General features: G+C 71.3%; 26 protein-coding genes. 10 read left to right on the forward strand and 16 right to left on the reverse strand.

Features of this window, described 5'->3' with window-relative positions; all coding sequences use genetic code 11:
- Positions 1–46 precede the first annotated feature (46 nt).
- Entirely contained in the window at positions 47–769 is a 723-nt protein-coding gene (locus tag ABGB10_RS15525) for a hypothetical protein (RefSeq protein WP_347661543.1), read from the forward strand.
- Here the strand turns inward: ABGB10_RS15525 and ABGB10_RS15530 are convergent.
- The 7 genes from ABGB10_RS15530 to ABGB10_RS15560 form a co-directional block, all read right to left on the reverse strand.
- Complete coding sequence (locus tag ABGB10_RS15530; RefSeq protein WP_347661544.1) at positions 651–1631, reverse strand: AraC family transcriptional regulator; 981 nt, start codon at positions 1629–1631, stop codon at positions 651–653. The two genes, ABGB10_RS15525 and ABGB10_RS15530, sit on opposite strands and share 119 nt — an antisense overlap.
- A gap of 4 nt (positions 1632–1635) precedes the next feature.
- On the reverse strand, positions 1636–2244 hold the full coding sequence (locus ABGB10_RS15535; RefSeq protein ID WP_347661545.1) for an isochorismatase family protein: 609 nt from the start codon (positions 2242–2244) through the stop codon (positions 1636–1638).
- Positions 2245–2326: 82 nt separating this feature from the next.
- Positions 2327–3079, reverse strand: a complete 753-nt coding sequence (locus ABGB10_RS15540) for a lysophospholipid acyltransferase family protein (protein WP_347661546.1) — start codon at positions 3077–3079, stop codon at positions 2327–2329.
- A 93-nt stretch (positions 3080–3172) separates the two neighbouring features.
- On the reverse strand, positions 3173–5233 hold the full coding sequence (locus ABGB10_RS15545; RefSeq protein WP_347661547.1) for a glycogen debranching N-terminal domain-containing protein: 2061 nt from the start codon (positions 5231–5233) through the stop codon (positions 3173–3175).
- Positions 5233–5604: an SCP2 sterol-binding domain-containing protein gene (locus ABGB10_RS15550; RefSeq protein ID WP_347661548.1), complete on the reverse strand. Its 372-nt coding sequence runs from the start codon at positions 5602–5604 to the stop codon at positions 5233–5235. Before ABGB10_RS15550 ends, ABGB10_RS15545 begins: the two co-directional genes overlap by 1 nt.
- 238 nt (positions 5605–5842) lie before the next feature.
- Positions 5843–6259: a CBS domain-containing protein gene (locus tag ABGB10_RS15555; protein ID WP_145779288.1), complete on the reverse strand. Its 417-nt coding sequence runs from the start codon at positions 6257–6259 to the stop codon at positions 5843–5845.
- Between the two features lie 74 nt (positions 6260–6333).
- Positions 6334–7020, reverse strand: a complete 687-nt coding sequence (locus tag ABGB10_RS15560) for a TMEM175 family protein (protein WP_347661549.1) — start codon at positions 7018–7020, stop codon at positions 6334–6336.
- 125 nt (positions 7021–7145) lie between these two features.
- On the opposite strand from ABGB10_RS15560, the gene ABGB10_RS15565 reads away from it, so the two are divergent.
- On the forward strand, positions 7146–7727 hold the full coding sequence (locus ABGB10_RS15565) for a nucleotidyltransferase family protein (RefSeq protein ID WP_347661550.1): 582 nt from the start codon (positions 7146–7148) through the stop codon (positions 7725–7727).
- Between the two features lie 18 nt (positions 7728–7745).
- On the opposite strand, the gene ABGB10_RS15570 is transcribed toward ABGB10_RS15565, so the two are convergent.
- The 5 genes from ABGB10_RS15570 to ABGB10_RS15590 form a co-directional block, all read right to left on the reverse strand.
- Positions 7746–8186 carry a PPOX class F420-dependent oxidoreductase gene (locus ABGB10_RS15570; protein WP_347661712.1) on the reverse strand — a complete coding sequence of 147 codons (441 nt, stop codon included), beginning with the start codon at positions 8184–8186 and terminating at the stop codon, positions 7746–7748.
- A gap of 139 nt (positions 8187–8325) precedes the next feature.
- Complete coding sequence (locus ABGB10_RS15575) at positions 8326–9351, reverse strand: aspartate-semialdehyde dehydrogenase (RefSeq protein WP_347661551.1); 1026 nt, start codon at positions 9349–9351, stop codon at positions 8326–8328.
- Between the two features lie 255 nt (positions 9352–9606).
- Complete coding sequence (locus ABGB10_RS15580; RefSeq protein ID WP_347661552.1) at positions 9607–10944, reverse strand: pitrilysin family protein; 1338 nt, start codon at positions 10942–10944, stop codon at positions 9607–9609.
- Positions 10941–12230 carry a pitrilysin family protein gene (locus ABGB10_RS15585; RefSeq protein WP_347661553.1) on the reverse strand — a complete coding sequence of 430 codons (1290 nt, stop codon included), beginning with the start codon at positions 12228–12230 and terminating at the stop codon, positions 10941–10943. The genes ABGB10_RS15580 and ABGB10_RS15585 overlap by 4 nt, the downstream gene beginning before the upstream one ends.
- Before the next feature lie 320 nt (positions 12231–12550).
- Positions 12551–12769 carry a hypothetical protein gene (locus tag ABGB10_RS15590; protein WP_347661554.1) on the reverse strand — a complete coding sequence of 73 codons (219 nt, stop codon included), beginning with the start codon at positions 12767–12769 and terminating at the stop codon, positions 12551–12553.
- 274 nt (positions 12770–13043) lie between these two features.
- On the opposite strand from ABGB10_RS15590, the gene ABGB10_RS15595 reads away from it, so the two are divergent.
- The 5 genes from ABGB10_RS15595 to ABGB10_RS15615 all read left to right on the forward strand — a co-directional run bounded on the left by ABGB10_RS15595 (position 13044) and on the right by ABGB10_RS15615 (position 16578).
- A complete protein-coding gene (locus ABGB10_RS15595; RefSeq protein WP_347661713.1) occupies positions 13044–14138 on the forward strand; it encodes a 3-deoxy-7-phosphoheptulonate synthase in 1095 nt (364 codons plus the stop codon).
- A gap of 301 nt (positions 14139–14439) precedes the next feature.
- A complete protein-coding gene (locus ABGB10_RS15600; RefSeq protein ID WP_347661714.1) occupies positions 14440–15321 on the forward strand; it encodes a helix-turn-helix transcriptional regulator in 882 nt (293 codons plus the stop codon).
- A gap of 45 nt (positions 15322–15366) precedes the next feature.
- Positions 15367–16050 carry an SDR family NAD(P)-dependent oxidoreductase gene (locus ABGB10_RS15605; RefSeq protein WP_347661555.1) on the forward strand — a complete coding sequence of 228 codons (684 nt, stop codon included), beginning with the start codon at positions 15367–15369 and terminating at the stop codon, positions 16048–16050.
- 85 nt (positions 16051–16135) lie between these two features.
- Positions 16136–16360: a hypothetical protein gene (locus ABGB10_RS15610; RefSeq protein WP_347661556.1), complete on the forward strand. Its 225-nt coding sequence runs from the start codon at positions 16136–16138 to the stop codon at positions 16358–16360.
- 23 nt (positions 16361–16383) lie between these two features.
- Complete coding sequence (locus ABGB10_RS15615; protein ID WP_347661557.1) at positions 16384–16578, forward strand: hypothetical protein; 195 nt, start codon at positions 16384–16386, stop codon at positions 16576–16578.
- A gap of 49 nt (positions 16579–16627) precedes the next feature.
- On the opposite strand, the gene ABGB10_RS15620 is transcribed toward ABGB10_RS15615, so the two are convergent.
- Genes ABGB10_RS15620 through ABGB10_RS15630 form a run of 3 tightly spaced genes read right to left on the reverse strand, consistent with a single transcriptional unit; the run spans position 16628 to position 17894 of the window.
- Positions 16628–17179: a DUF1360 domain-containing protein gene (locus ABGB10_RS15620; RefSeq protein ID WP_347661558.1), complete on the reverse strand. Its 552-nt coding sequence runs from the start codon at positions 17177–17179 to the stop codon at positions 16628–16630.
- 38 nt (positions 17180–17217) lie between these two features.
- Positions 17218–17556 (reverse strand): hypothetical protein, encoded by a 339-nt coding sequence (locus ABGB10_RS15625; protein ID WP_347661559.1) that lies wholly within the window; start codon positions 17554–17556, stop codon positions 17218–17220.
- Positions 17556–17894 carry a DUF6158 family protein gene (locus tag ABGB10_RS15630; RefSeq protein ID WP_347661560.1) on the reverse strand — a complete coding sequence of 113 codons (339 nt, stop codon included), beginning with the start codon at positions 17892–17894 and terminating at the stop codon, positions 17556–17558. Before ABGB10_RS15630 ends, ABGB10_RS15625 begins: the two co-directional genes overlap by 1 nt.
- Before the next feature lie 124 nt (positions 17895–18018).
- Here ABGB10_RS15630 and ABGB10_RS15635 point away from each other — a divergent pair, with 124 nt between their 5' ends.
- Positions 18019–18444 carry a hypothetical protein gene (locus ABGB10_RS15635; protein ID WP_347661561.1) on the forward strand — a complete coding sequence of 142 codons (426 nt, stop codon included), beginning with the start codon at positions 18019–18021 and terminating at the stop codon, positions 18442–18444.
- A 25-nt stretch (positions 18445–18469) separates the two neighbouring features.
- The gene (locus tag ABGB10_RS15640) at positions 18470–18799 is read left to right on the forward strand and encodes a DUF3817 domain-containing protein (RefSeq protein WP_347661562.1); all 330 of its coding nucleotides are present in this window, start codon (positions 18470–18472) and stop codon (positions 18797–18799) included.
- 48 nt (positions 18800–18847) lie between these two features.
- Here the strand turns inward: ABGB10_RS15640 and ABGB10_RS15645 are convergent, their stop codons facing one another.
- Positions 18848–19369 (reverse strand): DUF6232 family protein, encoded by a 522-nt coding sequence (locus tag ABGB10_RS15645; RefSeq protein WP_347661563.1) that lies wholly within the window; start codon positions 19367–19369, stop codon positions 18848–18850.
- 491 nt (positions 19370–19860) lie between these two features.
- Here ABGB10_RS15645 and ABGB10_RS15650 point away from each other — a divergent pair, with 491 nt between their 5' ends.
- The gene (locus ABGB10_RS15650) at positions 19861–20838 is read left to right on the forward strand and encodes an NlpC/P60 family protein (RefSeq protein WP_347661564.1); all 978 of its coding nucleotides are present in this window, start codon (positions 19861–19863) and stop codon (positions 20836–20838) included.
- The last annotated feature ends 18 nt before the right edge of the window (positions 20839–20856 follow it).

A 20856-nucleotide genomic window follows, 5' to 3' on the forward strand; every position in this document is an offset into this window, starting at 1 on the left:
TCCGACAGGCTTCTCATCACAGCCAGCTGACCGGGAGGTCGTGACGATGCAGGCCGACGCGTCCCCCTTTTTCATCGGTCCCCACCGGTTCGACGCGCCCGACGACGATGTGGGGCCGATCCTGGATCGCCGTTACAGCCTGCGTCCGGTCCCCGGCGAGCGGGTCCTCGGCCGCCACCGCCTGCTGGTCGCGGGTTACCTGCTCGGGCCGAGCGAGACGCGGCGCCGGTGGCAGCTACCCGAGCCGGTCGCGGTGACCATCACCGACCAGCGGATCTGCTGGGTGGGCAGCGGTTCGCACCTGTCGCTGGTCGTCGACGACACGACCAGGGCACGGCCACCCGCTCGGCCCAACGGCCTGATGAGCGGGCAGATCCGCTGGCAGTGGCCATCCCGCTTGGAGCTGCCGGCGGCCGAGCAGGACAAGCCGTCGCAACTGCTGATCGTCTGCGACGCGTTGCGCACCATCCAACAGCCGGCGCTGGCCCTCGGCGGGCCGACCGGCGAGGTCGTGGCGCTGGCCCAGCAGGTCCGCCGGGCGGTGGCCATGTTCCGGCTCACCCACCCTCAACTGGTCGACCTCTCGGCGCAGGAGCGCGACGTGCTGCTGCTGCGGGCCGGCCCCGCCCTCCTCGCCGGGGAAACCCGGGTCACGCTGCCCGGCTCGCTGCCGGTGGAGTTCCACTCCCGGGACGACTACTACCGCTCGGGGCCGGAGCCGACCTCGTGGAGCGGGCTCGCAGGCGGCGCAGCATCCGGGCATCGCTGAAGCCGACGGTCCGCGCGGCGGCCTCCACGGTCGTGCCGTGTCCGATCAGGTGCTCGGCACGTTCCACCCGGAGCAGTTGCTGGTAGCCGAGCGGGGTGAGCCCGGTGGCCGCCCGGAACAGCCGGGTCAGCGTCCGTTCCGCCAGACCTCCGGCGGCGGCCAGGTCGGCCAGTGGCAGTGTCTCGGCGTACCGGCTGTCGATCAGGTCCTGCACCCGGTGCACCGAGTCGGACAGGTGGGAGCGGTGCCGCATCATGGCGCTGGCCTGCTGCTCGTGCCCGTGGCGGCGGGCGTAGACGACAAGCGCGCGGGCGATCTTCGCGGCGGCGCCCGGCCCGTGCCGGGTGGCCACCAGGTGCAGCGCCACGTCGATGCCGCTGGCGATGCCGGCCGAGGTGACCACCCGGTCGTCGACCACGTACAACACGTCGCGGACCACCCGAGCCGCCGGGTGACGGCGGGCCAGGTCGTCCTGCACCTCGTGGTGGGTGGTGCACCGTCGGCCGTCGAGCAGCCCGGCGCGTCCGAGGGCGTACGCCCCGGCACAGACACTGGCGACCGTGCCGCCGGCCGCGTGGTGCTCGGCCAGCCGCCGCAGGTCACCGGGCGACACCGGCCCCTCCGGCCCGTGCGCCGCCGGCCGCCAACCCGGCACGATCACCAGGTCGTCCGGGGTCAGCTCGGGCCACCGGGTCTCGGCGACCAGGGGTACGCCCTGCACGGTGGGCACCTGCTCCCGCTCGGCGACGTAGTGCAGTCGGTAGTCGAGGCCGAGGTCGGCGGCGGTGGAGAAGACCTGGGCCGGCCCGGCGAGGTCCAGCAGGTGCAACTGCGGGACCAGCAGGAAGACGACCCTGGTCATCGCGTCAGCTCCGGGTGCCGGCGAGGGTCGCGCCGGTGACCTCGTCCACGGTGCGGATGGTCGCGAAGCGGCCAGCCAGCGCGTACTCGGTGCGGGTGACGATCTCCTCGTTGCCGAGGGTGCGCGGGTCGGCGAGGATCTCGGCGACCGTGGCGGTCTCCGGCAGGTCCCGGTGTGGGATGGGGAAGGTCAACGTGGCGTCGGTGACGAACGTCATCCGGTAGCCGAGGTCCGCGCCGACCCGGGTGGTGGTCTCCACGCACTGCTCGGTGCGGATGCCGCAGACGGTGATGTCGTTGATGCCGGCCTGGGTGAGCACCTGCTGAAGGTTCGTGGTGGTGAACGCGTTGTGCGCGGTCTTGACCAGTGTCGGCTCACCGTCGACCGGGACGAGCCCGTCGATCAGCCGCACGTGCCCGAGGGCGGGGTCGAACAATCCACCCGTGCCCGGCTCGGAGTGCAGGACCCAGACCACCAGGTCGCCGCGCTGCCGGGCGGCAGCCACCAGCCGGTCGACCTGGCGAACCAGGTCGGGGTTGGAGCCGTGCGCCCAGATCGGGCGCTGACGGAAGGACTCTTGTACGTCGATCACGACGAGTGCTGCTCTGCTCATGACGTCGATCCTGGCCCGACGGCGTTCGCGCCGGCAGACACCATCATGCCCAGGTGCGGAACGATCCGGCCAAACTCGGCCGTCAGGCGCTGGGAGTGCTGTGCTCGGTGGCCGCGTCCAGGGCGGCGGCCTCCTCCGGCGTGGGCGCGGTGCCGCCCAGGTGCGCCGGCTGCCACCAGGCGTCCTCCGGACCGGCCGGCTGTTCGGGATAGTCCCGCTGGGCCCGGTCGACGAGAGCGCTGAGCCGGGTGGTCAGCTCGGCGGCCAGCACGTTCGGGTCCGGGAAGTCCGCCGGGTTGATCGGCTCGCCGATCAGGATGGTGATCGGCGTGTGCCGACGGGTGAGCGTGCGGGGTCGACCCTTGGTCCAGAGCCGCTGGGTGCCCCAGAGCGCGACCGGCAACACCGGCACCTTCGCCGAGCGGGCCATCCGGACCGTGCCGCTCTTGAGTTCCTTGACGGTGAACGACCGGCTGATCGTCGCCTCGGGGAAGACGCCGACGACCTCCCCCTGCTTGAGCGCGTTCACGGCGGCGCGGAACGAGGCCGCACCGGCCTGCCGGTCCACCGGGATGTGCCGCATGCCACGCATCAGCGGGCCGGAGATCCGGTGCGTGAAGACCGAGTCCTTGGCCATGAAGCGGACCAGCCGACCCGACGCGTTGGCGCCCAGACCGGCGAAGATGAAGTCGAGGTAGCTGACGTGGTTGCTGGCCAACACCGCCCCGCCGGTGCGGGGTACGTGGTGGGCGCCCTCGATGGTGATCTTCAAGTCGAGGAGACGGAACATCGTCTTGGCGGTGGCGATAACGGGCGGGTACACGAGCTCCGGCATCCGCAGAATCTACCCTGCCGCGCTGGGGTTCGGCCGGGCGGCGACCGGCGGCGACACGACCCGCGTGCCACCGCCGGTTCGTCGGTCGATTTCTCAGTCGGCGAGGTTGTTCAGGTCGATTCGGCCACGGGCGAACGCGTCCACCCGACCCCAGCGGCCCGGGATGTCCAACACCTCGATCCGACCCATGCCGACCGGCAGCCGTGGCTCGACCGCCAGGTGCCCCTCGTGCGGCTCCAGACCGAGCATTGTGCGCAACAGCAGCAGCGGCGTGCCGGTGGACCAGGCCTGCGGGCTGCACGCCGTCGGATACTCCACCGGGAACTTCGTCAGCTCCCGTGGGTAGCCGCCGAACGCCTCCGGCAACCGGCCGTCGAAGTACGTGGCCGCGTCCAGGATGCCGTTGGCGATGGTGGCGGCCTCCTCGGCGAAGCCGTAGCGGCGCAGCCCCCAGGCGATGAAGGAGTTGTCGAACGGCCAGATCGTGCCGTTGTGGTAGCCGATCGGGTTGTACCGCGTCTCCCCCTCGGCGAGGGTGCGCACCCCCCAGCCGGAAAAGAGCCGCGGCCCGACCAGGTGCGCGGCGAGCTTCTCCGCCCGTTCGGGCTCCACGATCCCGCTCCACAGCAGGTGGCCGATGTTGGAGCTGAGAATGTCGCACTGGCGGCCATCCGGGTCCAGGGCCAGGGCGAAGTACTCGCCGTCGGCCACCCACCAGTCCCGGTTGAACCGCTCCTTCAACTCGGCCGCCTCCCGCTCCAACTGGTCGGCGAACTCCGGGTCACCCCAGAACTCGCGGGCCAGCCGCGCCCCGCGGACCTTCGCGTCGTACGCGTACCCCTGCACCTCGCAGGTGGCGCGCGGGAACGGCGGCAGGGTGCCGTCGGAGTAGGAGATCGAGTCCCAGGAGTCCTTCCAGCACTGGTTCTCCAGACCGGTGTCGGTGTTGCGCCGCTCGTACCAGATGTAGCCGTTGCCGACCAGGTCGGCGTAGTTGTCGATCCACCTCAGCGCCGCCCGGGACTCCTGCTCCAGCTCCTTGACCAGCGCGACGTCCCCGCTCCACCGCTCGTACTCGTCGAGCAGGATGACGAACAGCGGCGTGGCGTCCACCGAGCCGTAGTACGGCGAGTGCGGCTGCTCCTCGAAGGCCGCGGTCTCGCCGTAGCGCATCTCGTGCAGGATCCGCCCCGGGTCCTCGTCCCGGAAGTCGTCGAACCGGCTGCCCTGCAGCGACGCGAGGATGCGCAGCGTCGTCTTCGACAACTGCGGGGTGAACGGCAGCGTCTGTAGGCAGGTCAGGATGCTGTCCCGGCCGAACATGGTCATGAACCAGGGCAGACCGGCGGCCGGCAGGGTGGCACCACCCAGCGACAGCGGTGAGAAGCGCAGCGCCGCCAGGTCGATCAGGCTGCGCCGGTAGGTGCTGGCCACCCGGCCGTGCTCACTGTTGACCTTCGGGGCGTCGGCGATCCACTGTTCCAGGTCGTGCTGGAGAGCGAGCCGCTCGGTGCCGTGCGTGCGCAGCCCGAGACGCAGGTCCCGCCCGCCGGGCCCGACGGCGTGCGTCTGGACGTCGATCGAGGCTTCCCACTGCTCGTTGGGCTCCAGGTGCACGGTGTACGCGAAACCCTTGTTGTCGTAGCGCGCCGACATCGACGAGGAGATGACCGTCTCGCGTCGGAAGTTGCCCCGCCGGTACCCCAGCCGCAACCGGTCCGACTCGACCTCGGTGTAGATCTCGCCCTTCTTGTTCAGGATCTCGTCCTTGACCTGGAACAGGTCGGCGAAGTCCGAGGCCGCGTCCATTCGGACTTCCAGGTCGACCGGCTTCTCGTCGTGGTTGAGGATGGTGAGCTGTTCCCGGAAGCTGCCACCCACCGCCCGCTCGCGGACGATCGACAGCTTCGCGTCCACATAGTGCGTGGCCATGCCTGGCACCAGGAAGAACCGCGACTCGAAGTACTGCAGGTCGTCGAAGGAGAGCGCGTTGAGCCGCTCGCCGTTGACGGTCAGCACCCACGTCGACAGGAACCGGGTGTCGATGGAGAAGAGCCCGGTGGGCTCGCTCGGCGTGGCCTCGATGTCGCCGGTGTCCTCGCAGACGACGAACGTGTTGCCGTCCAGGATCCGGATCGTGTTGCTCTGCCCCATCAGTGCACCTCCCCGACGAAGCGGCGACGGGGCCCCCGGGCGTCCGGGGAACCCGGGAAGATCCGCTCGACCTGCACGACGAGACGGGCGTCGCCCGACACCGTCATGTCTCCCCGCAACAGCGCGGCCAGGCCGTGTTCACGCCCGGCGGCGATGTCGTCGAAGAGGACCGGGCTCGCCCCGATGACGGTGTCGGCCTCCTGATCCTCCTGGCTCACGTTCAGCCGGCCGTGGTCGATCCTCAGCAGCCAGTGTCGGGTCTGCGCCCCCTCGTGCAGGTCGATACGCAGCGTCCCGGAGGTCTTCGCCAGCAGGGGTTCGTACCCCCGCCGGTCCAGGTCCTCGAAGAACCTCGTGGTCGCGTCCACCATCGGGTCCACTCCTCCCAGTTGCCGGGCCCGGGATCCCACCCACCGCGCTCGCGTCGCGCGGACGGCCGGCGTTGCACGTCCCCGCACGGGTCCCCCCACGCCCGCCAGCCAACCTCGCCCAAATCGGGTGACCCCCGCTCCCGGCCCCCGGCACCTCTCCCGCCCGCCCCGGCCTGGGAACGCGCAGCGCCGGCCCTCCCCCGTTGAGAGGGAGGGCCGGCGCGCCCGCGGCGGACGGTCAGTTGTTCGGGTCGTCGGCGCTGATGTCCGCGAGCACCGACTGCGGTTCACGTTCGACCGCGAGGTCACCCATCGAAACCAGGCCGACCAGACGTCCGTCGTCGATGACCGGGAGCCGGCGTACGGCGTACGTACGCATCAGGTCCGCGGCGGCCACCGCGTCGTCGTACTGGCTCACCGTGATGACGTCGCGGGTGGTGATCTGGTTCAGCCGCGTCGAGCCCGCGTCCATGTTCTCCGCGACACCCCGGACCGTAATGTCCCGGTCCGTGACGATGCCGACCACACTGTCTCCGTCGGTCACCACCACGTCACCGATCGCGCTGTCGCGCATCTCCTGCGCGGCCGCGATGAGCGTGTCATTGCCGTCCATCGTCACCAACCGGGTCGTCATGAACTCTCCGACCGTTGTCATGGTGCTCCCCTCTCGGTGTCGGCACGGCCCGTCTACCCGGCGCGCGGGAGGGGGTAACGCGTACGGGCCGCCGGCTATCCGTGCGGGTGCCGCAGGTGCCGCAACTCGTACAGGCCGCTGCTGGTCGCGGCGTAGAAGGCCGGCAGCAGCAGGAAGATCACAAGCGCGAGCAGCGGGCTGGCCAGAAATCCGATCAGGATCGCCAGCGCATACCCCAGGACACCGACCGCTGCCCGCGCCCGTTCCGTGGGGAAGAACCCACGCGACACTGCCGGATCCAGCAGATCGTGACGCCGGGCGAGGTAGTGGAACAGACCCATCCAACTCGCGGAGAGCAGCAATCCGACCGCGCCGTAGAGCGCCACGCCGACCCGCTCGTCCGCCTGATCGCCCTCCCGCACGGCCTGCGAGATGACCGAGGCGGCGAAGGGCACCAGCGCGGTGGTGAACAGCACCCCGAGGTTCCACCACTGCAGACCCTTACCGCTGCTCCCCACCCGGTGCAGGGCGGCCCGGTGATTCAGCCAACTGACCGCGACGACCAGATACGACGTGAGATAGGCCAGGTAGGCCGGCCAGCGCTCGACCAGCGCGTGCAGCAGCTCACCACGGCGCCCTTCGGGCGGCTGGAGGTCGAGCACCAGCAGCGTGATGATGATGGCAAACACGCCGTCGCTGAAACTCAGCAGCCGGGACGTCTCCGACCGCAGGTTCGGGGCGACAGCGGACCCGCCGTCGTCGGTGCCCCGATCCGTGCCCATCCCGCCACCCCTCCCCCATGCCCCCGAAGCGGCACTGCCGGCACGGGAGGTCGGTATACCCGGTGACCGGCCGGGCACCCGGCGGCGGGGCAACGTTTTCCGCCCCCGTTACCTACCGTGGGTGAATGATGGCGGGCGAGGAAGAGCTACGAGAGCTCGTCGTCGGCAGCGGTTGGCTGACCCGGGCGCTGAGCGTGGTGCATGATTCCGGGCTGCCAGACGCCTGGATCGGCGCGGGGGCCCTGCGAGACCTGGTCTGGGGCGAGCGGTATGCCGACGGCTTCGACCCGGCGACGGTCCGGGACGTGGACGTCGTCTTCTTCGACCCGACGAGGCTCACCCGCGACGACGACGACCGGGCCACCGCCCGGCTGGCGGCGGCGTGGCCGCAGCCGCCGTGGCAGGCGCGGAACCAGGCGGCGGTGCACACCTGGTACGCGGCCAAGTTCGGCGGCGACCCGATCGCCCCGTACCGCAGCGTGGCCGAGGCGATCGCGACCTGGCCGGAGTACGCGACCGCCGTGGCCGTTCGCCTGGACCCGGCCGACCGGCTGGAGGTCTGCGCACCGCACGGCCTCACGGATCTCCTGGGCGGGGTGTGGCGGCACAACCCGGCCCGGGTGGACGTGGCCCTGTCCCGGCAACGGTTGGCCCGGCACCGGCCGGCGCAGCGTTGGCCGGGCGTGACCGTGATCGAGCCGGGCTGAGCAACCAGGTCGGGCGCGTCAGCCCTGGGGCGGCAATCCGTAGATCCGCTCCACGTGCAGGCGCAGCACCAACCGCCCCTCGTCGACCATGACCTGGCGATACTCGGCCCAGTCCGGGTGCTCACCGCGCAGCGCCCGGTAGAGCGCCACCAGCTCCTCGACCGTCGCGTCGCCGGGCTCGGCGGCGAGCGCGGTCAGCTCGGCGCGTCCCTCCACCACCGCGTACGTCCAGCCGTCCTCGCTGCTGACGTGGAAGCTGGCCCGCGGGTCGCCCCGCAGGTTGGCGGTCTTGGCCCGCCCCTCGGTGACGGAGACCCGGATCAGCCCGGCATCCCGGTCGAACGAGTAGACCACGGTGGACAGCTGCGGCCGACCGTCCCGCTTGATCGTCGCCAGTACGCCCATCGAGCGGCCGGCGATCAGGTCGGTCAACGCCTGCTGGGTGCTGTCATCCGGCATGGTGTCCTCCAGGTTGGACGATCGTCTCCGACCCATCCAAGCACGACCTGCGGACCGTTCCGGGCGGCCGCCCGGAACGGCACCGAGCCCTCGTCGACGTACGGCGAGGGCTCGGCGGTGGCGACTGCGACGGCGCCGGTCAGCGGCGTTCGGCGGCGACCAGCTCGGCGAGCTGCACCGCGTTGAGCGCGGCGCCCTTGCGAAGGTTGTCGTTGGAGCAGAACAGGGCGAGCCCGTACTCCACGGTCTCGTCGGCGCGGATCCGTCCGACGTAGGTCGGGTCCTGCCCGGCGGCCTGCAGCGGCGTCGGAACGTCGGTCAGTGCCACGCCGGGCGCGTCGGCCAGCAGCTCGTGCGCGCGTTGCGGGGTGAGCGGCCGGGCGAACCGGGCGTTGATCTGAAGCGAGTGGCCGGTGAAGACCGGCACCCGGACGCAGGTCCCGGACACCTTCAGGTCAGGGATTTCCAGGATCTTGCGGCTCTCGTTGCGGAGCTTCTGCTCCTCGTCGGTCTCGAACGAGCCGTCGTCGACGATCGAACCGGCCAGCGGGAGGACGTTGAAGGCGATCGGCTCGGCGAACGACCGCGGCGCGGGGAACTCCACGGCCGACCCGTCGAAGGCCAGCCCAGCGGCGTGCTCGGCGACCTTGCGGACCTGCTCGTCCAGCTCGGCGACACCGGCCAGCCCGGCACCGGACACCGCCTGGTACGTCGAGACGACCAGCCCGACCAGCCCCGCCTCGGCGTGCAGCGGGCGCAGCACCGGCATCGCGGCCATCGTGGTGCAGTTCGGATTGGCGATGATGCCCTTCGGGCGGTCGAGGGCCGCGTGCGGGTTGACCTCGGCGACCACGAGCGGCACCTGCGGGTCCATCCGGAACGCCGAAGAGTTGTCGATCACCACGGCGCCGGCCTCGGCGACCCGGGGAGCCAACTCCCGCGCCGTGCCCTTGCCGGCCGAGAAGAGCACGATGTCCAGCCCGGAGTAGTCCGCTGTCGCGGCGTCCTCCACGGTCACCTCACCGTCGCGCCACGGCAGCGTACGCCCGGCGGACCGCGCCGAGGCGAACAACCGCACCTGCTCCGCCGGGAACTCCCGCTCCGCCAGCACCTGCCGCATCACGCCACCGACCTGGCCGGTGGCCCCCACAATGCCGATCCTCATGCCCGGAGGCTACCCAGCCCACCACCGAAACCGGGAGCCCTTTCCCACCCCCCGGGTCCCGCATCACACCCCCACCCCACCCCAAACCCCCCGGCCGCCTCACCACCCCACCCTTGCCCTCCCCCGCCCCCTCCCCCGGGTGATCAAGAGGTTTGCGTCAGAAATCGCGCTTGGGTTGACGCAAACCTCTTGATCAACGGCGTGAGAGGGCGGGTGGTGGGTGGGGCAGGGGGCCCCGGGGCCGGAGGGCGGGGGTTAGTCGATCAGGTTGCCCAGGTTCGCTGCGGTCAGCTCGTCGCGGATGACGGCGGCGTCGCCTTCGATGACCAGGGTCAACGCGTCCGGGTGCAGGTGGGTGGCCGCCGCTGCGGAGACCTGGTCCACGTCCGCCGCCAGCAGCGACTCCCGCAGCCGGGCGTGGTAGTCGTCCGGCAGGTCGTGCACCACAAGCGTGGTCAACGCGGAGGCGATCGCCCGAGGGCTCTGCAACTCGACCGAGAGCTGCCCGGCCCGCCAGGACCGGGCCACCTCCAGCTCGTCCTCGGTGACGCCGGTGGCCTGGGTACGGGTGATCTCACCCACCGCCTCGACCAGGGCCGGCGCGGTGACCGCCGTCTGCACGCCGGAGCTGACGGCGAACCGCCCGAACCGCCGGGACGACGCGAATTCTCCCCGGATGCCGTACGTGTAGCCGTGCACCTCGCGGAGCAGATGGTTGAGTCGGGAGGTGAACGCCCCGCCGAGCACCGTGCCGGCGAGCGTCATCGGCACGTGGTCGGGGTGTGCCCGGTACGGCGACGGGTGGCCCAGCCGCAGCGTGGACTGCACCGAACCGGGGCGGTCCACCAGGATGATCCGCCGGCCGGTGTGCAGCGGCACGTCGATCGGGCCGCCCCGCTCCGCCGGGCCGCCGCCTGTCCCGGCGAACGCCGCCGCGGCCAGCGCGTCCAGGTCGATCCGGTCCAGGTCCCCGGCGACGATCAGGGTGCCGGGGCGCAGGAACCACTCGGAGTGGAAGACCGTCACGTCCTCCACGTCCAACCCGGCGACCGACTCCGGATCCCCGTGCAGGGGACGCCCCCAGCGGTTCTCCGCGCCGAACAGGTCGGCGCGCAACGCGGCGTCGGCGCGCGGACCCGGGTTGGCCCAGTCCATCCGCAACGCGGTCGCCTCGTCGTCGCGGACCCGGCGCACGTCGGCGGGATCCAGTCGGGGCGTCCGGACCGCCTCGGCGAGCAGTTCCACGGCCGCGCTCAGACGGTCCACCGGGATCACCACGCTGGCCTGGAACGAGTCCCAGTCCAGCCCTGTCGTCAACGCGGTGCCGAGCCCCTCGACGGCGAGTGCGTACGCGGCGGCGTCCCGCTGCGCGGTCCCCTCCTCCAACGCCTTGGCCAGAACGCCGGACAGCCCCTCCTTGCCGACCGGCTCCTGGCCGGCGCCCACGTCGAGCAGCAGCAGCGCCACTGCGAGGTTCTGCCCGGGCAGGTGCGCGGCGACGACCTGACCACCGGCCACGGCGCGGCGGACCACCGGCGGGAACCGGTACGGGCGGGCGGCGCCCGGGCCGGGACGGTCGGCGATCAGCGTCATGAGGTCTCCTCGGGCAGGTAGGTCAGGGTCACCCGGTCGGTGGCGAGCACCTCGGCGGCGGCCTCGGCGATCTGCTCGGCGGTCACCGCGAGCAGGCCCGGCAACTGGTCGGCGATGCGGGCCGGGTCACCGAACTGGGTGGCGTACCGGCCGAGCAGGTCCGCACGGCCGTCCACGGTGGACAGCTGACGCCACCACCCGGTGCTCAGCAGCGCCTTGGCCCGGTCGAGTTCGGCGGCGGTGACCGGCACGGTGGCCAGCTCGTCGACGACCTCGGCCAACCCTTCGGCCAGCCGCTCGGCGCTCACTCCGGGGCGGGCGGTGGCGGTGGCGATCAACGGCGCCGGGGCGTGCGCGAGGTCCACCCCGTACGCCCCGACGAGGTCCGGCTGGGCGATCCGCTCACCGTCGGCGAGCCGCTGGTAGAGCCGGCTGCCCCGACCGCTGCCGAGGATGGTGGCGAGCACGGTGATCACGTTGTAGCCCGGGGTGCCGAACGGGTAGCTGCGGTGGGCGATGTACACCCGGGGCGCCGGCACGTCGGCGCTCACCGACTCGACGGCCGTCTGCCCGGTGGCCGGGACAGTGCGGCCGTCCGGGGCCGGCGGGATGTCGTCGCGCGGGGGCAACGCGCCGAAGTACTTGTCGGCCAACGCGAACACGTCGGAGGCGGTGGCGTCGCCGACCACGGTGAGCACCGCGTTGTTGGGCGCGTAGTAGGTCCGGTGGAAGGCCTGGAAGGTGGCGAGGTCGGCGGCGTTCAGGTCGGCCATCGAGCCGATCGTCGCATGATGGTACGGATGCCCCGGCGGGTAGAGCAGCGGCAGCAACCGCAGCCAGGCGTCCCCGTACGGAACGTTCTCGTAGCGCTGCCGGCGCTCGTTCTTGACCACCTCGCGCTGGTTGTCCAGCGTCTCCTGGGTGAGCGCCGGGACCAGGCCGCCCATCCGGTCGGCCTCCAACCAGAGCGCCAGCTCCAGGTGCTCGGCCGGGACCGTCTCGAAGTAGTTGGTCCGGTCCGGGTTGGTGGTGGCGTTGAGCGAGCCACCGGAGCCCTGGATCAACTTCATGTGCTCGGTCTTCGCCACGTTGACCGAGCCCTCGAACATCAGGTGCTCGAAGAGGTGGGCGAAGCCGGTCTGCCCGGTCGGCTCGTGCCGGGAGCCGACGTCGTACCAAAGGTTGACGGCCACGGCCGGCGCGGTGCGGTCCTCACTCACCACCACGCGCAGGCCGTTGTCCAGTCGGGACGTCTCGATGGGCCAGGGGTAACCGCTGTCGGGCATGCCCCGACGCTATCCGATCTCCCGGGCCGAAAGGTGACGTGCGGTCCGTCGGCGAGCCGACCCACCGCATCAGAAGAGCCGCTCGGGGGATCGGGGGGCAATGACCGTCACCCCGCCCCCGGCCCCGGCTCGCCACCGCCGTCGAACGCGCCAGCGCCGCACTCAGCCTGCGCCGCGGCCGGTTGCCGCACCCGGTCGGCCTGGGACGCAGCCTGAGCACGGTGGCCGCCGCGACCCGGACGGACACGCCGCGACTGGTGCTCGCGGTCGCGTCCGCCGTGGGGCCGTGGCGGGTCACGCCGGGCACGCGGGGCGAGCGCTCAGTCCGGGGGCTCGGAGGCGACCACCGTCTGATCCGAGGTACGACGTTCCAGCACCGTGTCCGGTGCCGCGTTCTGGTCCTCCTCGCGGATGTCCGACTCGGCGAGGATGGCCTCCGCCTGCGCCTCCGCGTCGTCGCTGCCCACGGCCTCCTCCTCGGGCAGGAGGTGGTGGGCGCGGGACTCCACCCGGTCCTGATCGCTCTGCTCGTCAGTCATGGCACCCCTGTTACCCCGCCGTCGACCGTGACACGCGATGTTCACTCCGCATCTTGGGACGACGCAGCGGGCTTCCGCATCGGTTCGGGTACGCTGGGCGACGTGACGCGTTCGTATCGATGGTTTAGGCAGCCGGCTCGCACGCCGGTGACTTCACCATGATCTGACGTCACCACGGACCGAGCCGGCTGGGCAGGAGCTTTCGTTCCTGCCCTTTTGCGTACGAGCAGCCGGCTCGTCCCGGGCACCGGCCCCGGGCGCGGTCGGCGGAAGGATTCCCACCGTGACGACCCCGGAGACCGATCGGGTCAGCGATCAGCGGATCGACCGCGTCGTGCCGCTGACCACGCCCGCTCTGCTGCACCACGAGTTACCCCTGGACGCACCGCTCGCCTCGGCCGTGCTGGACGGCCGCCGTGCGGTGGGTCGGGTGCTGGACCGCGAGGACGACCGCCTGCTGGTGGTGGTCGGCCCCTGCTCGGTGCACGATCCGGCCGCAGCCCTCGACTACGCGCAGCGTCTGCGGACGGCCGCCGACCGGCTGGCCGACGACCTGCTGATCGTCATGCGGGTCTACTTCGAGAAGCCACGCTCCACGGTCGGCTGGAAGGGCCTGATCAACGACCCCGGCCTGGACGGCAGCGGCGACGTGAACACCGGCCTGCGGCTGGCCCGGGCGCTGCTGCTCGACGTGCTGCGTCTCGGCCTGCCGGTGGGGTGCGAGTTCCTCGACCCGATCACACCGCAGTACATCGCGGACACGGTGGCCTGGGGCGCGATCGGTGCCCGCACCGTGGAGAGCCAGGTGCACCGGCAGCTGGCCTCCGGCCTGTCCATGCCGATCGGCATGAAGAACCGCCCGGACGGCAGCATCGGCACGGCCGTGGACGCGATCCGCGCCGCCGGGGTGCCGCACGTCTTCCCCGGCATCGACTTCTCCGGCACTCCGGCGATCATGCACACCCGCGGGAACACGGACGGGCACCTGGTGCTGCGCGGCGGGGGCGGCCGGCCCAACTACGACGCCGAGTCGGTCGCCGGCGCGATCGACCTGCTCCGCGCGGCCGGGCTGCCGGAGCGGCTGGTGATCGACGCCAGTCACGCCAACAGCGGCAAGGACCACCGCAACCAGCCGCTGGTCGCCGCGGACGTGGCCGCCCAACTGGCCGCCGGGCAGCGCGGGATCACCGGCGTGATGTTGGAGTCGTTCCTGCTCCCCGGCCGGCAGGAACTCGACCCGACCCGGGAGCTGGAGTACGGCCGTTCGGTCACCGACGCCTGCCTCGGCTGGGACGACACCGCCGAAGTGCTCGATCACCTGGCCTCGGCCGTGCGGGCCCGCCGGGCCACCCTGCCGACGTCGGTCTGATTGTGTGACGGCTGACACCGCAGGGTGCGGAACACGAGCGGGGGTCGGCTCGTTGACAGGGGTGTCGGTGTGTCCAGTGTCCCCGGGCCTCACCTAAATAGCCTTCGCGGAATACCGTCCGGCTGGAGCCGCGTAGTGCCACTCGCCGAGAGGCGACCTGCACACCGACACCAGCGCCGCCCCCGGCCCACAAGGCCCGGGGGCGGCGCTGTCTGTAGGCGGGCCACGAGTGGGGAGCCATGGGTGCGACAGACCCCACGCTGACCGCTGCGCCCGACCATACGATCGATTGGTGAGCGAGATGTCGAACGAGCTTGGTGCTTTCCTGAGTGCTCGGAGGGCCCTGGTGACACCGCAGCAGGCCGGCATTCCCAACGGGGGCGTGCGACGCGTGCCGGGCCTGCGGCGCGAGGAGGTCGCCATGCTCGCCGGTGTCAGCGCGGACTACTACCTGCGCCTGGAGCGGGGCCGCGACCGAAATCCGTCCGTGCAGGTGCTGGAATCCATCGCCCGCGTACTGCAGCTCGACGACGAGCACCTGGCCCATCTGCTGACGCTGGTCGCGGGCGCTCCCCGCAAGCGCCGACGCCGGGCGCGCCGGGAGACCGTTCCGTCCGGTGCGCTCAAGCTCCTGGACTCCCTCGTCCAGCCCGCGTTCATCGAGGGACGGTACTTCGACATCCTGGCCTCGAACCGCCTGGCCACAGCACTTTCTCCAGGCCTCGTGGAAGGCGGCAACCAGCTCAGGGACCTGTTCCTGAACCCCGCCGAACAGGCGCTGCACCCGGATTGGGAGAACATCACGGAGTGCTTCGTCGCGAACCTGCGACAGGCCGTGGGGACGGACATCGACGACCCCCGCTTCATCGAGCTCACCGGAGAGCTGTCCCTGGCGAGCGCCCGATTCCGTCAGCTCTGGGCCCGCCATGAGGTACGCGGCCAGCGCGGGACACCGATTCGGCTCGACCACCCACAGGTCGGTGAACTCGTCCTCAACCGGGAACGACTGAGCATCGCCGGAACCGAGGGCCTGATGCTCGTCGTCTACCACCCCGACGCCGGCTCCGACAACGCCGAGAAGCTGGCTCTCCTGGCCTCCGCGGGCCTACCCGTGGCCGCAGAGGGGGTCCTGCCAGACCCCAGGCTGAAGAGGACTCCAGGTACGCCGGTGGAACGCGCATAGCGTTCGCAGCGGCCCTTTCGGGTCAGGTATTCGAAAGGAATGGACATGACAGTCACGCTGATCACCGGAGCCAACAAGGGCATCGGCTTCGAGACCGCCCGACAGCTTCTGGAGCTGGGGCACGTCGTCTACCTCGGCGCTCGTGATGTCGAGCGAGGCGAGAAGGCGGCGGCGACGCTCGGGGCGCGGTTCGTCCAGCTCGACGTGACCGACGACGCATCGGTGCGCAGCGCACTGGCGACGATCGACTCGGACGAGGGCCGACTCGACGTCCTGGTGCACAACGCGGGCGTTCTGGAGACCGGGCTCGACGGCCCCGCCGCGCTGCGATCCTTCGACACGAACGCGGTGGGGATCGTGCGCGTCACGGAGGCGGCACTGCCCCTGCTCCGCAGGTCGTCCAATCCCAACGTCGTCACCGTCTCGAGCAGCGCGGGATCGTTCTGGGCGGTGAACAATCCCGAGCGGCCGGAGCATGGTCTGCCGCTCGCCCTGTACTCGGCGTCCAAGGCCGCGGCCACCATGCTGACGGTGCAGTACGCCAAGTCCCAACCGGGCATCAAGTTCAACGCCCTCGAACCGGGCCCCACCGCCACCGACATGACCGCCGCCTTCGGCATCGGACGTCCGGCGGCGGAGAGCGCCCGGCAGGTCGTACGCCTGGCGACTCTGGACCCGTCCGGGCCGACCGGGACCTTCCAGGACGAAGCCGGGGAACTGCCCTGGTGAGCACGTGTGGGAGTGGTCCGGAGGTGCCGGCACGTGGAACATCGGCGTGACGTTTGACCGATTCTGGCCCGGGTAGCTGATCGAGGTGACCGAGGACGCATCCGTGGCCGGCGAGCCGGACACCCAGGCCATCGACGACCTGCTCGACGACATCTACCGGGCGCAGGAGCGGGTCGAACAGGCGGAGATCTACCGCCGGGCGGTGGCCGCCGAACTTCCGCCTGACCTGCTCGCCCGCATCGACGCGCTTCCCGAGGGCGAGTACTCGGTGGACGAGGCCAGCGACCTACTGGGCGGTTCCATCGGGTGAGCGACCGCAGAAGGGACACCGAGATGACGCAGCACGAGGACCACGACGAGAAGGTGCCGGCGCTGGGCCAACCCCCGAAGGGCAGGGACACCACGCCCGAGCCGGACTTCGCCAACGAACACGACCGCACCGCTGTGGATCGGGACATCATCACCGGGGCGGACGAGGACGAACGGGAGCCGGAGTCGCCACACGGCTGGTCCGGCATGCAACGCTGAGGGCGTACACGAAAGCGGGGGACGGCTTGCGCCGGCCCCCGCTTGGCTTTCAGTCGTCGTGCCCACCCTCGGCGGCCTGCTGCGCCGTCGCGTACGCCATCTGGAGGAAGTCGGACGCGGCGACCGCGGTCAGCGCGGTGGCCACCAGCCGGGTCAGCCGGGGCGCGAGCACCAGGCCGCCGGTCAGCCCGGTGGCCACCCAGACCGCCAGGCAGAACGGGCAGCTCAGCAGCTCGCCGATGGCGTGCCGGGTAGGGCTGCCAGAGTCGCGGACCTGCTCCATCACCTCGCCGCTGCCGATCGGGCGGTCATACCGGGTGAACGGCGCCCGCAGAGGACTCGTCACCGCGTCCTTGGACAGCAGCCGGCTCAGCTTGTGGGTGGCGATGGAGAGCAGCACCACGTCGGACGGGGCGGGACGCTCCGGCACCGGCCGACCGGTCACCTTGACCAGACCGGCGAGCGCGCCGGTCACCCCGGCGTAGGCGCCCATCGCCACCAGGTAGCCGCCGAGCGGCCGGTGTTCGTGCGGCGCGTACGCCCGCCGCAACCGCGCCGCCTTGTGTCGCAGGCCAGTGTCGCTCACCCGTACTCCTCCCATGTCGTGGTGGTGCGGGACCGGCGTCCCGCATGGCCCGCTCAGCCGGCCTGGAGGTTGTCGGCGACCTCGCGTGCCAGGTTGGTGAGTGCCTCGTCGGCCAACTGGTCCGGGCCGGGCCCACCCGACCCGTCGGCCAGGTCGAGCTGGATCCGGGCGCCGCCGGCATCGGCCGGCTCCACCCGGATCTCGGCGGACCAGTCGTCGCCCTCACCGTCGCCCCACCGGGCCGTCAGTTCCTCGCCGCTGATCTCGGCGGCGGGGCTTCCGTCGCCGCGCAGTGGCTCCGGCAGCCAGGCCGAGGCCCGATCCGGGTCTGTGGCCGTGTTGAAGACCACCTCGGGTGGCGCGGACATGCCGCGCACGGCGCGCGCCGGCATCAGGCGTCCCGCAGGCGGCTGGGGTCGACTTCCCGACCTGGGTGGCGGGCCAGGTATTCGGTCTCGAGTTCCGCCGTGCGCCGCAGGTGGTTGGCGAGCGCCGAGTCTGCCGCGTGCCGCAGGGTGTCCAGGCGGGTGCGGTGCAGGCTGTGCATCTCGCGGATCAGGTCCTCGTCGGTCAACTCCGTCGGGTCGATGCCGGGCAGATCGCCGTCGAGGCCCGCGGTGCCGGCCGGGTCGGCGAGGTCGTCGCCGCCCCACTCGGGCACCCGCTGCTCCGGGCTCATCTCGGCGTTGCCACTGGACGCGAAGCCGTCCTCACGTACCGATCCGGTCATGATCGCCCCCCTTGATCTCGTTTGGGCTGGCGTCTAGACGATTGCCCAGGCGCGGGAACGCCAAACCCGCGTCAGCTACGACACGGTGTCGGAGACCGGGGGCGGCACCGGTACCCTCGATGCCATGAGGCGGCTCTGGACCCCGGCGTGGATCGCGCGCCACGTGGCCATGGTCGTGCTGACCGTGGGCTTCCTCGGGCTGGGCTGGTGGCAGGTCAGCCGGGCCGCCGCCGGCAACAGCCTGAGCTGGGGGTACGCGGTCGAGTGGCCGATCTTCGCCGGCTTCGTGGTCTACGTCTGGTGGCGCGAGGTGAAGCTGGCCCGCCGTCGGGCGGCGGAGGCCGACGCGCCGTCGGTGAACGCGGACGCGGACACCGACCTCGCGCCGGAGGCGACCGATTCCCGACCGGCGATACGCCGACCGGTGCGGGTGGCCCGGGTGCCAGCCGGCGGAGACGCCGTCGAGGACACCGACCTGGCCGCCTACAACCACTACCTGTCATGGTTGAACGCCAATCCGGGCGCCAAGCCCGGTGACTATCCCGGCTGAGCCGGGCTCGGAAGGACGGACGAAGGTGGGCGCTGCCCTTACCCGGTACCGCGTGATCGCCTGGATCGTGGGCGTGGTGCTGATCCTGCTGGTCGTGATCGGCATGCCCCTGAAGTACGTGTTCGACAACCCGGTCGTGGTGGAGACGGTGGGGCCGGCGCACGGCTTCCTCTACATGATCTACCTGGTCGCCGCGTTCGACCTGAGTCGTCGGGCCGACTGGCCACTGAAGCGGATGCTGCTGGTGATGTTGGCGGGCACCGTGCCGTTCGTCTCGTTCTACGCCGAGCGCCGGGTCAGCGCCTGGGTGGCCGCGCCGCAGGAGCAGCGGTCGCCGGAGCCGGTCGCCCGCTGAGCGGTCGATGGGCCGACGCCACCGCGGCATCGGCCCACCGCCGTGGGGTCAACGGCTCGGCCGCCACGGTTCGGCCGAGGCGAGCGGGTCGACCCAGCCGCCGTACCGGTTGACCTCCCGCGCTCGCAGCAGCGCCCGCGTGACCTGGCCGAACTGCCGCTCGTCGTCGGCGCTGAACAGCAGCACCTCGGCTCCCCGGTACCACCCCCAGAGTTCGTAGGGCGGTGGGCGCCAGCGATCTCCGATCATCGCCAGCGCGGCCGGAACCAGGAACACCGCGCCGAGAATGAAGTACGCCCCCGCGGTCAGGCGGTGCAGACCACCGGTGAAGCCGAGCAGCAGCCCGACACCGCCGAGCATGCTGGCGGTGACGACGACGGCCCGGACGGCGATCCGGTCGTGCGGACCTCGGGTGGTACGCAGGTGGGTCAGGTCGGCCACCTGGTAACTGGTTCGACCGGCGGTGAACCGGTCGACGGTCACGATGATGCCGGGCCGCGCGTACAACAGGGTCGACTGGGTGCCCGGCGCCGTGCGCGGCGGCCGCGTTCCTGCGCCTTCACGTTCCACGGTTCCTCCCGCGGGGGACGGTTGGCCGAGGTGACCCGGGGAGGTATCGCTACCTGTCGACGGGATTCCCGGCTCCGTTCATTGTGTTGCGGCGACGCCAGCTGACCTGTGTATTTGTCGACTCTCGACCGCACCCCCAACCGGTGACATCGCCGAGAAACAGCATCCATTTCAGGTTTTATCGGTTATGGCGAGCAGATATCCGGCGGCATACGCCCGGAACGACGAAAGTCGTGTATCCGTCAATACCTCACTGAAAGGACGGTTCGCCCTTCCTGCCCCGCGTCATCAGTCACGATGACGCCACCCAGCGCAGAGGTACGACCCGCCACTTCGCCAACATTCGCCCCTACTTCAACTGCGAGCGACAGCCGTCCCGGGTTAGGTTGGGCGAGCCGGTCCGGCCCAGTGCCGTCCGCCCGGGTGGCCCCGGCCGGTGTCGCCGAGGGCGTCAGCAGCCCCGGCGGCCGTGGGAGAGGGGCCTTCCGCTCTTGTCATCCCTGAGAAACCTGCTGCGCACCATGGCGCTGGCCGGCATGTCGGCCGCGCTGATCGCCCCGACGGCGGTGGCCCGCGCCGAGCCGTCCCCCGCCGACCTGACCCGCCGGATCGAGACGTCCTCGACCGAGCTGGAGCGGGTCGTCGAGTCGTACAACAAACTGCGTGAGGAGATCAAGACCAACGAGACCGCGGTGGCCCGATTACAGGCCCGTATCGGCCCGCTCGAACAGCAGGCCAAGCAGAGCCAGGCCGACGTGGCCGCACTGGCCACCACCGCGTACAAGAGCGGCGGCCTGCGAACCGCCGACGCCCTGCTGGGTTCCGACGGTGCCACGGCGCTGCTGGACCGCCTCGGCACGCTCGACCAACTGACCCGCCAGCGGCAGGAGAGCATCTCCGGCTTCACCGCCGACCAGCGGCGGCTACTCGACGAGAAGTCCCGGCTGGACGCCACACTGGCCCGGCAGGCCGCACAGGCCCGTCAGCTCGCTGCGGGCAAGAAGCAGATCGAGCAGGACCTGGCCAGACTGTACGAGCTGCGCCGGCAGGCGTACGGGGCGGCGACCGAACGACCCGAGCCCAAGGCCGCGGTGGCCGAGGCCAAGAACGTGCCCGCGGTGGCCGGTGACGCCGGCGCAGCGGTGCGCTACGCGTTCGGCGCGCTGGGCAAGCCGTACGTCTGGGCCGGCGACGGGCCGAACGGCTACGACTGCTCCGGGCTCACCTCGGCGGCCTGGCGGGCTGCCGGAAGGTCGCTGCCGCACAACACGCGGATGCAGTGGAGCGCGGTCGCCCACATCGGTCGGGGCGACCTCCGGCCAGGTGACCTGGTGTTCTACAGCGGGCTGGGGCACGTCGCCCTCTACGTGGGCGACGGCCAGGTGATCGACGCGCCGAGCGCCGGGCGCAATGTGCTCAAGCGGGGCATGAACATGATGCCCATCCAGGGCTACGGCCGGGTCCGCTAGACCCCCGAAGACGGCGAA

This window comes from Micromonospora sp. B9E7 (genome assembly GCF_039871815.1).
Taxonomy (GTDB): Bacteria; Actinomycetota; Actinomycetes; order Mycobacteriales; family Micromonosporaceae; genus Micromonospora.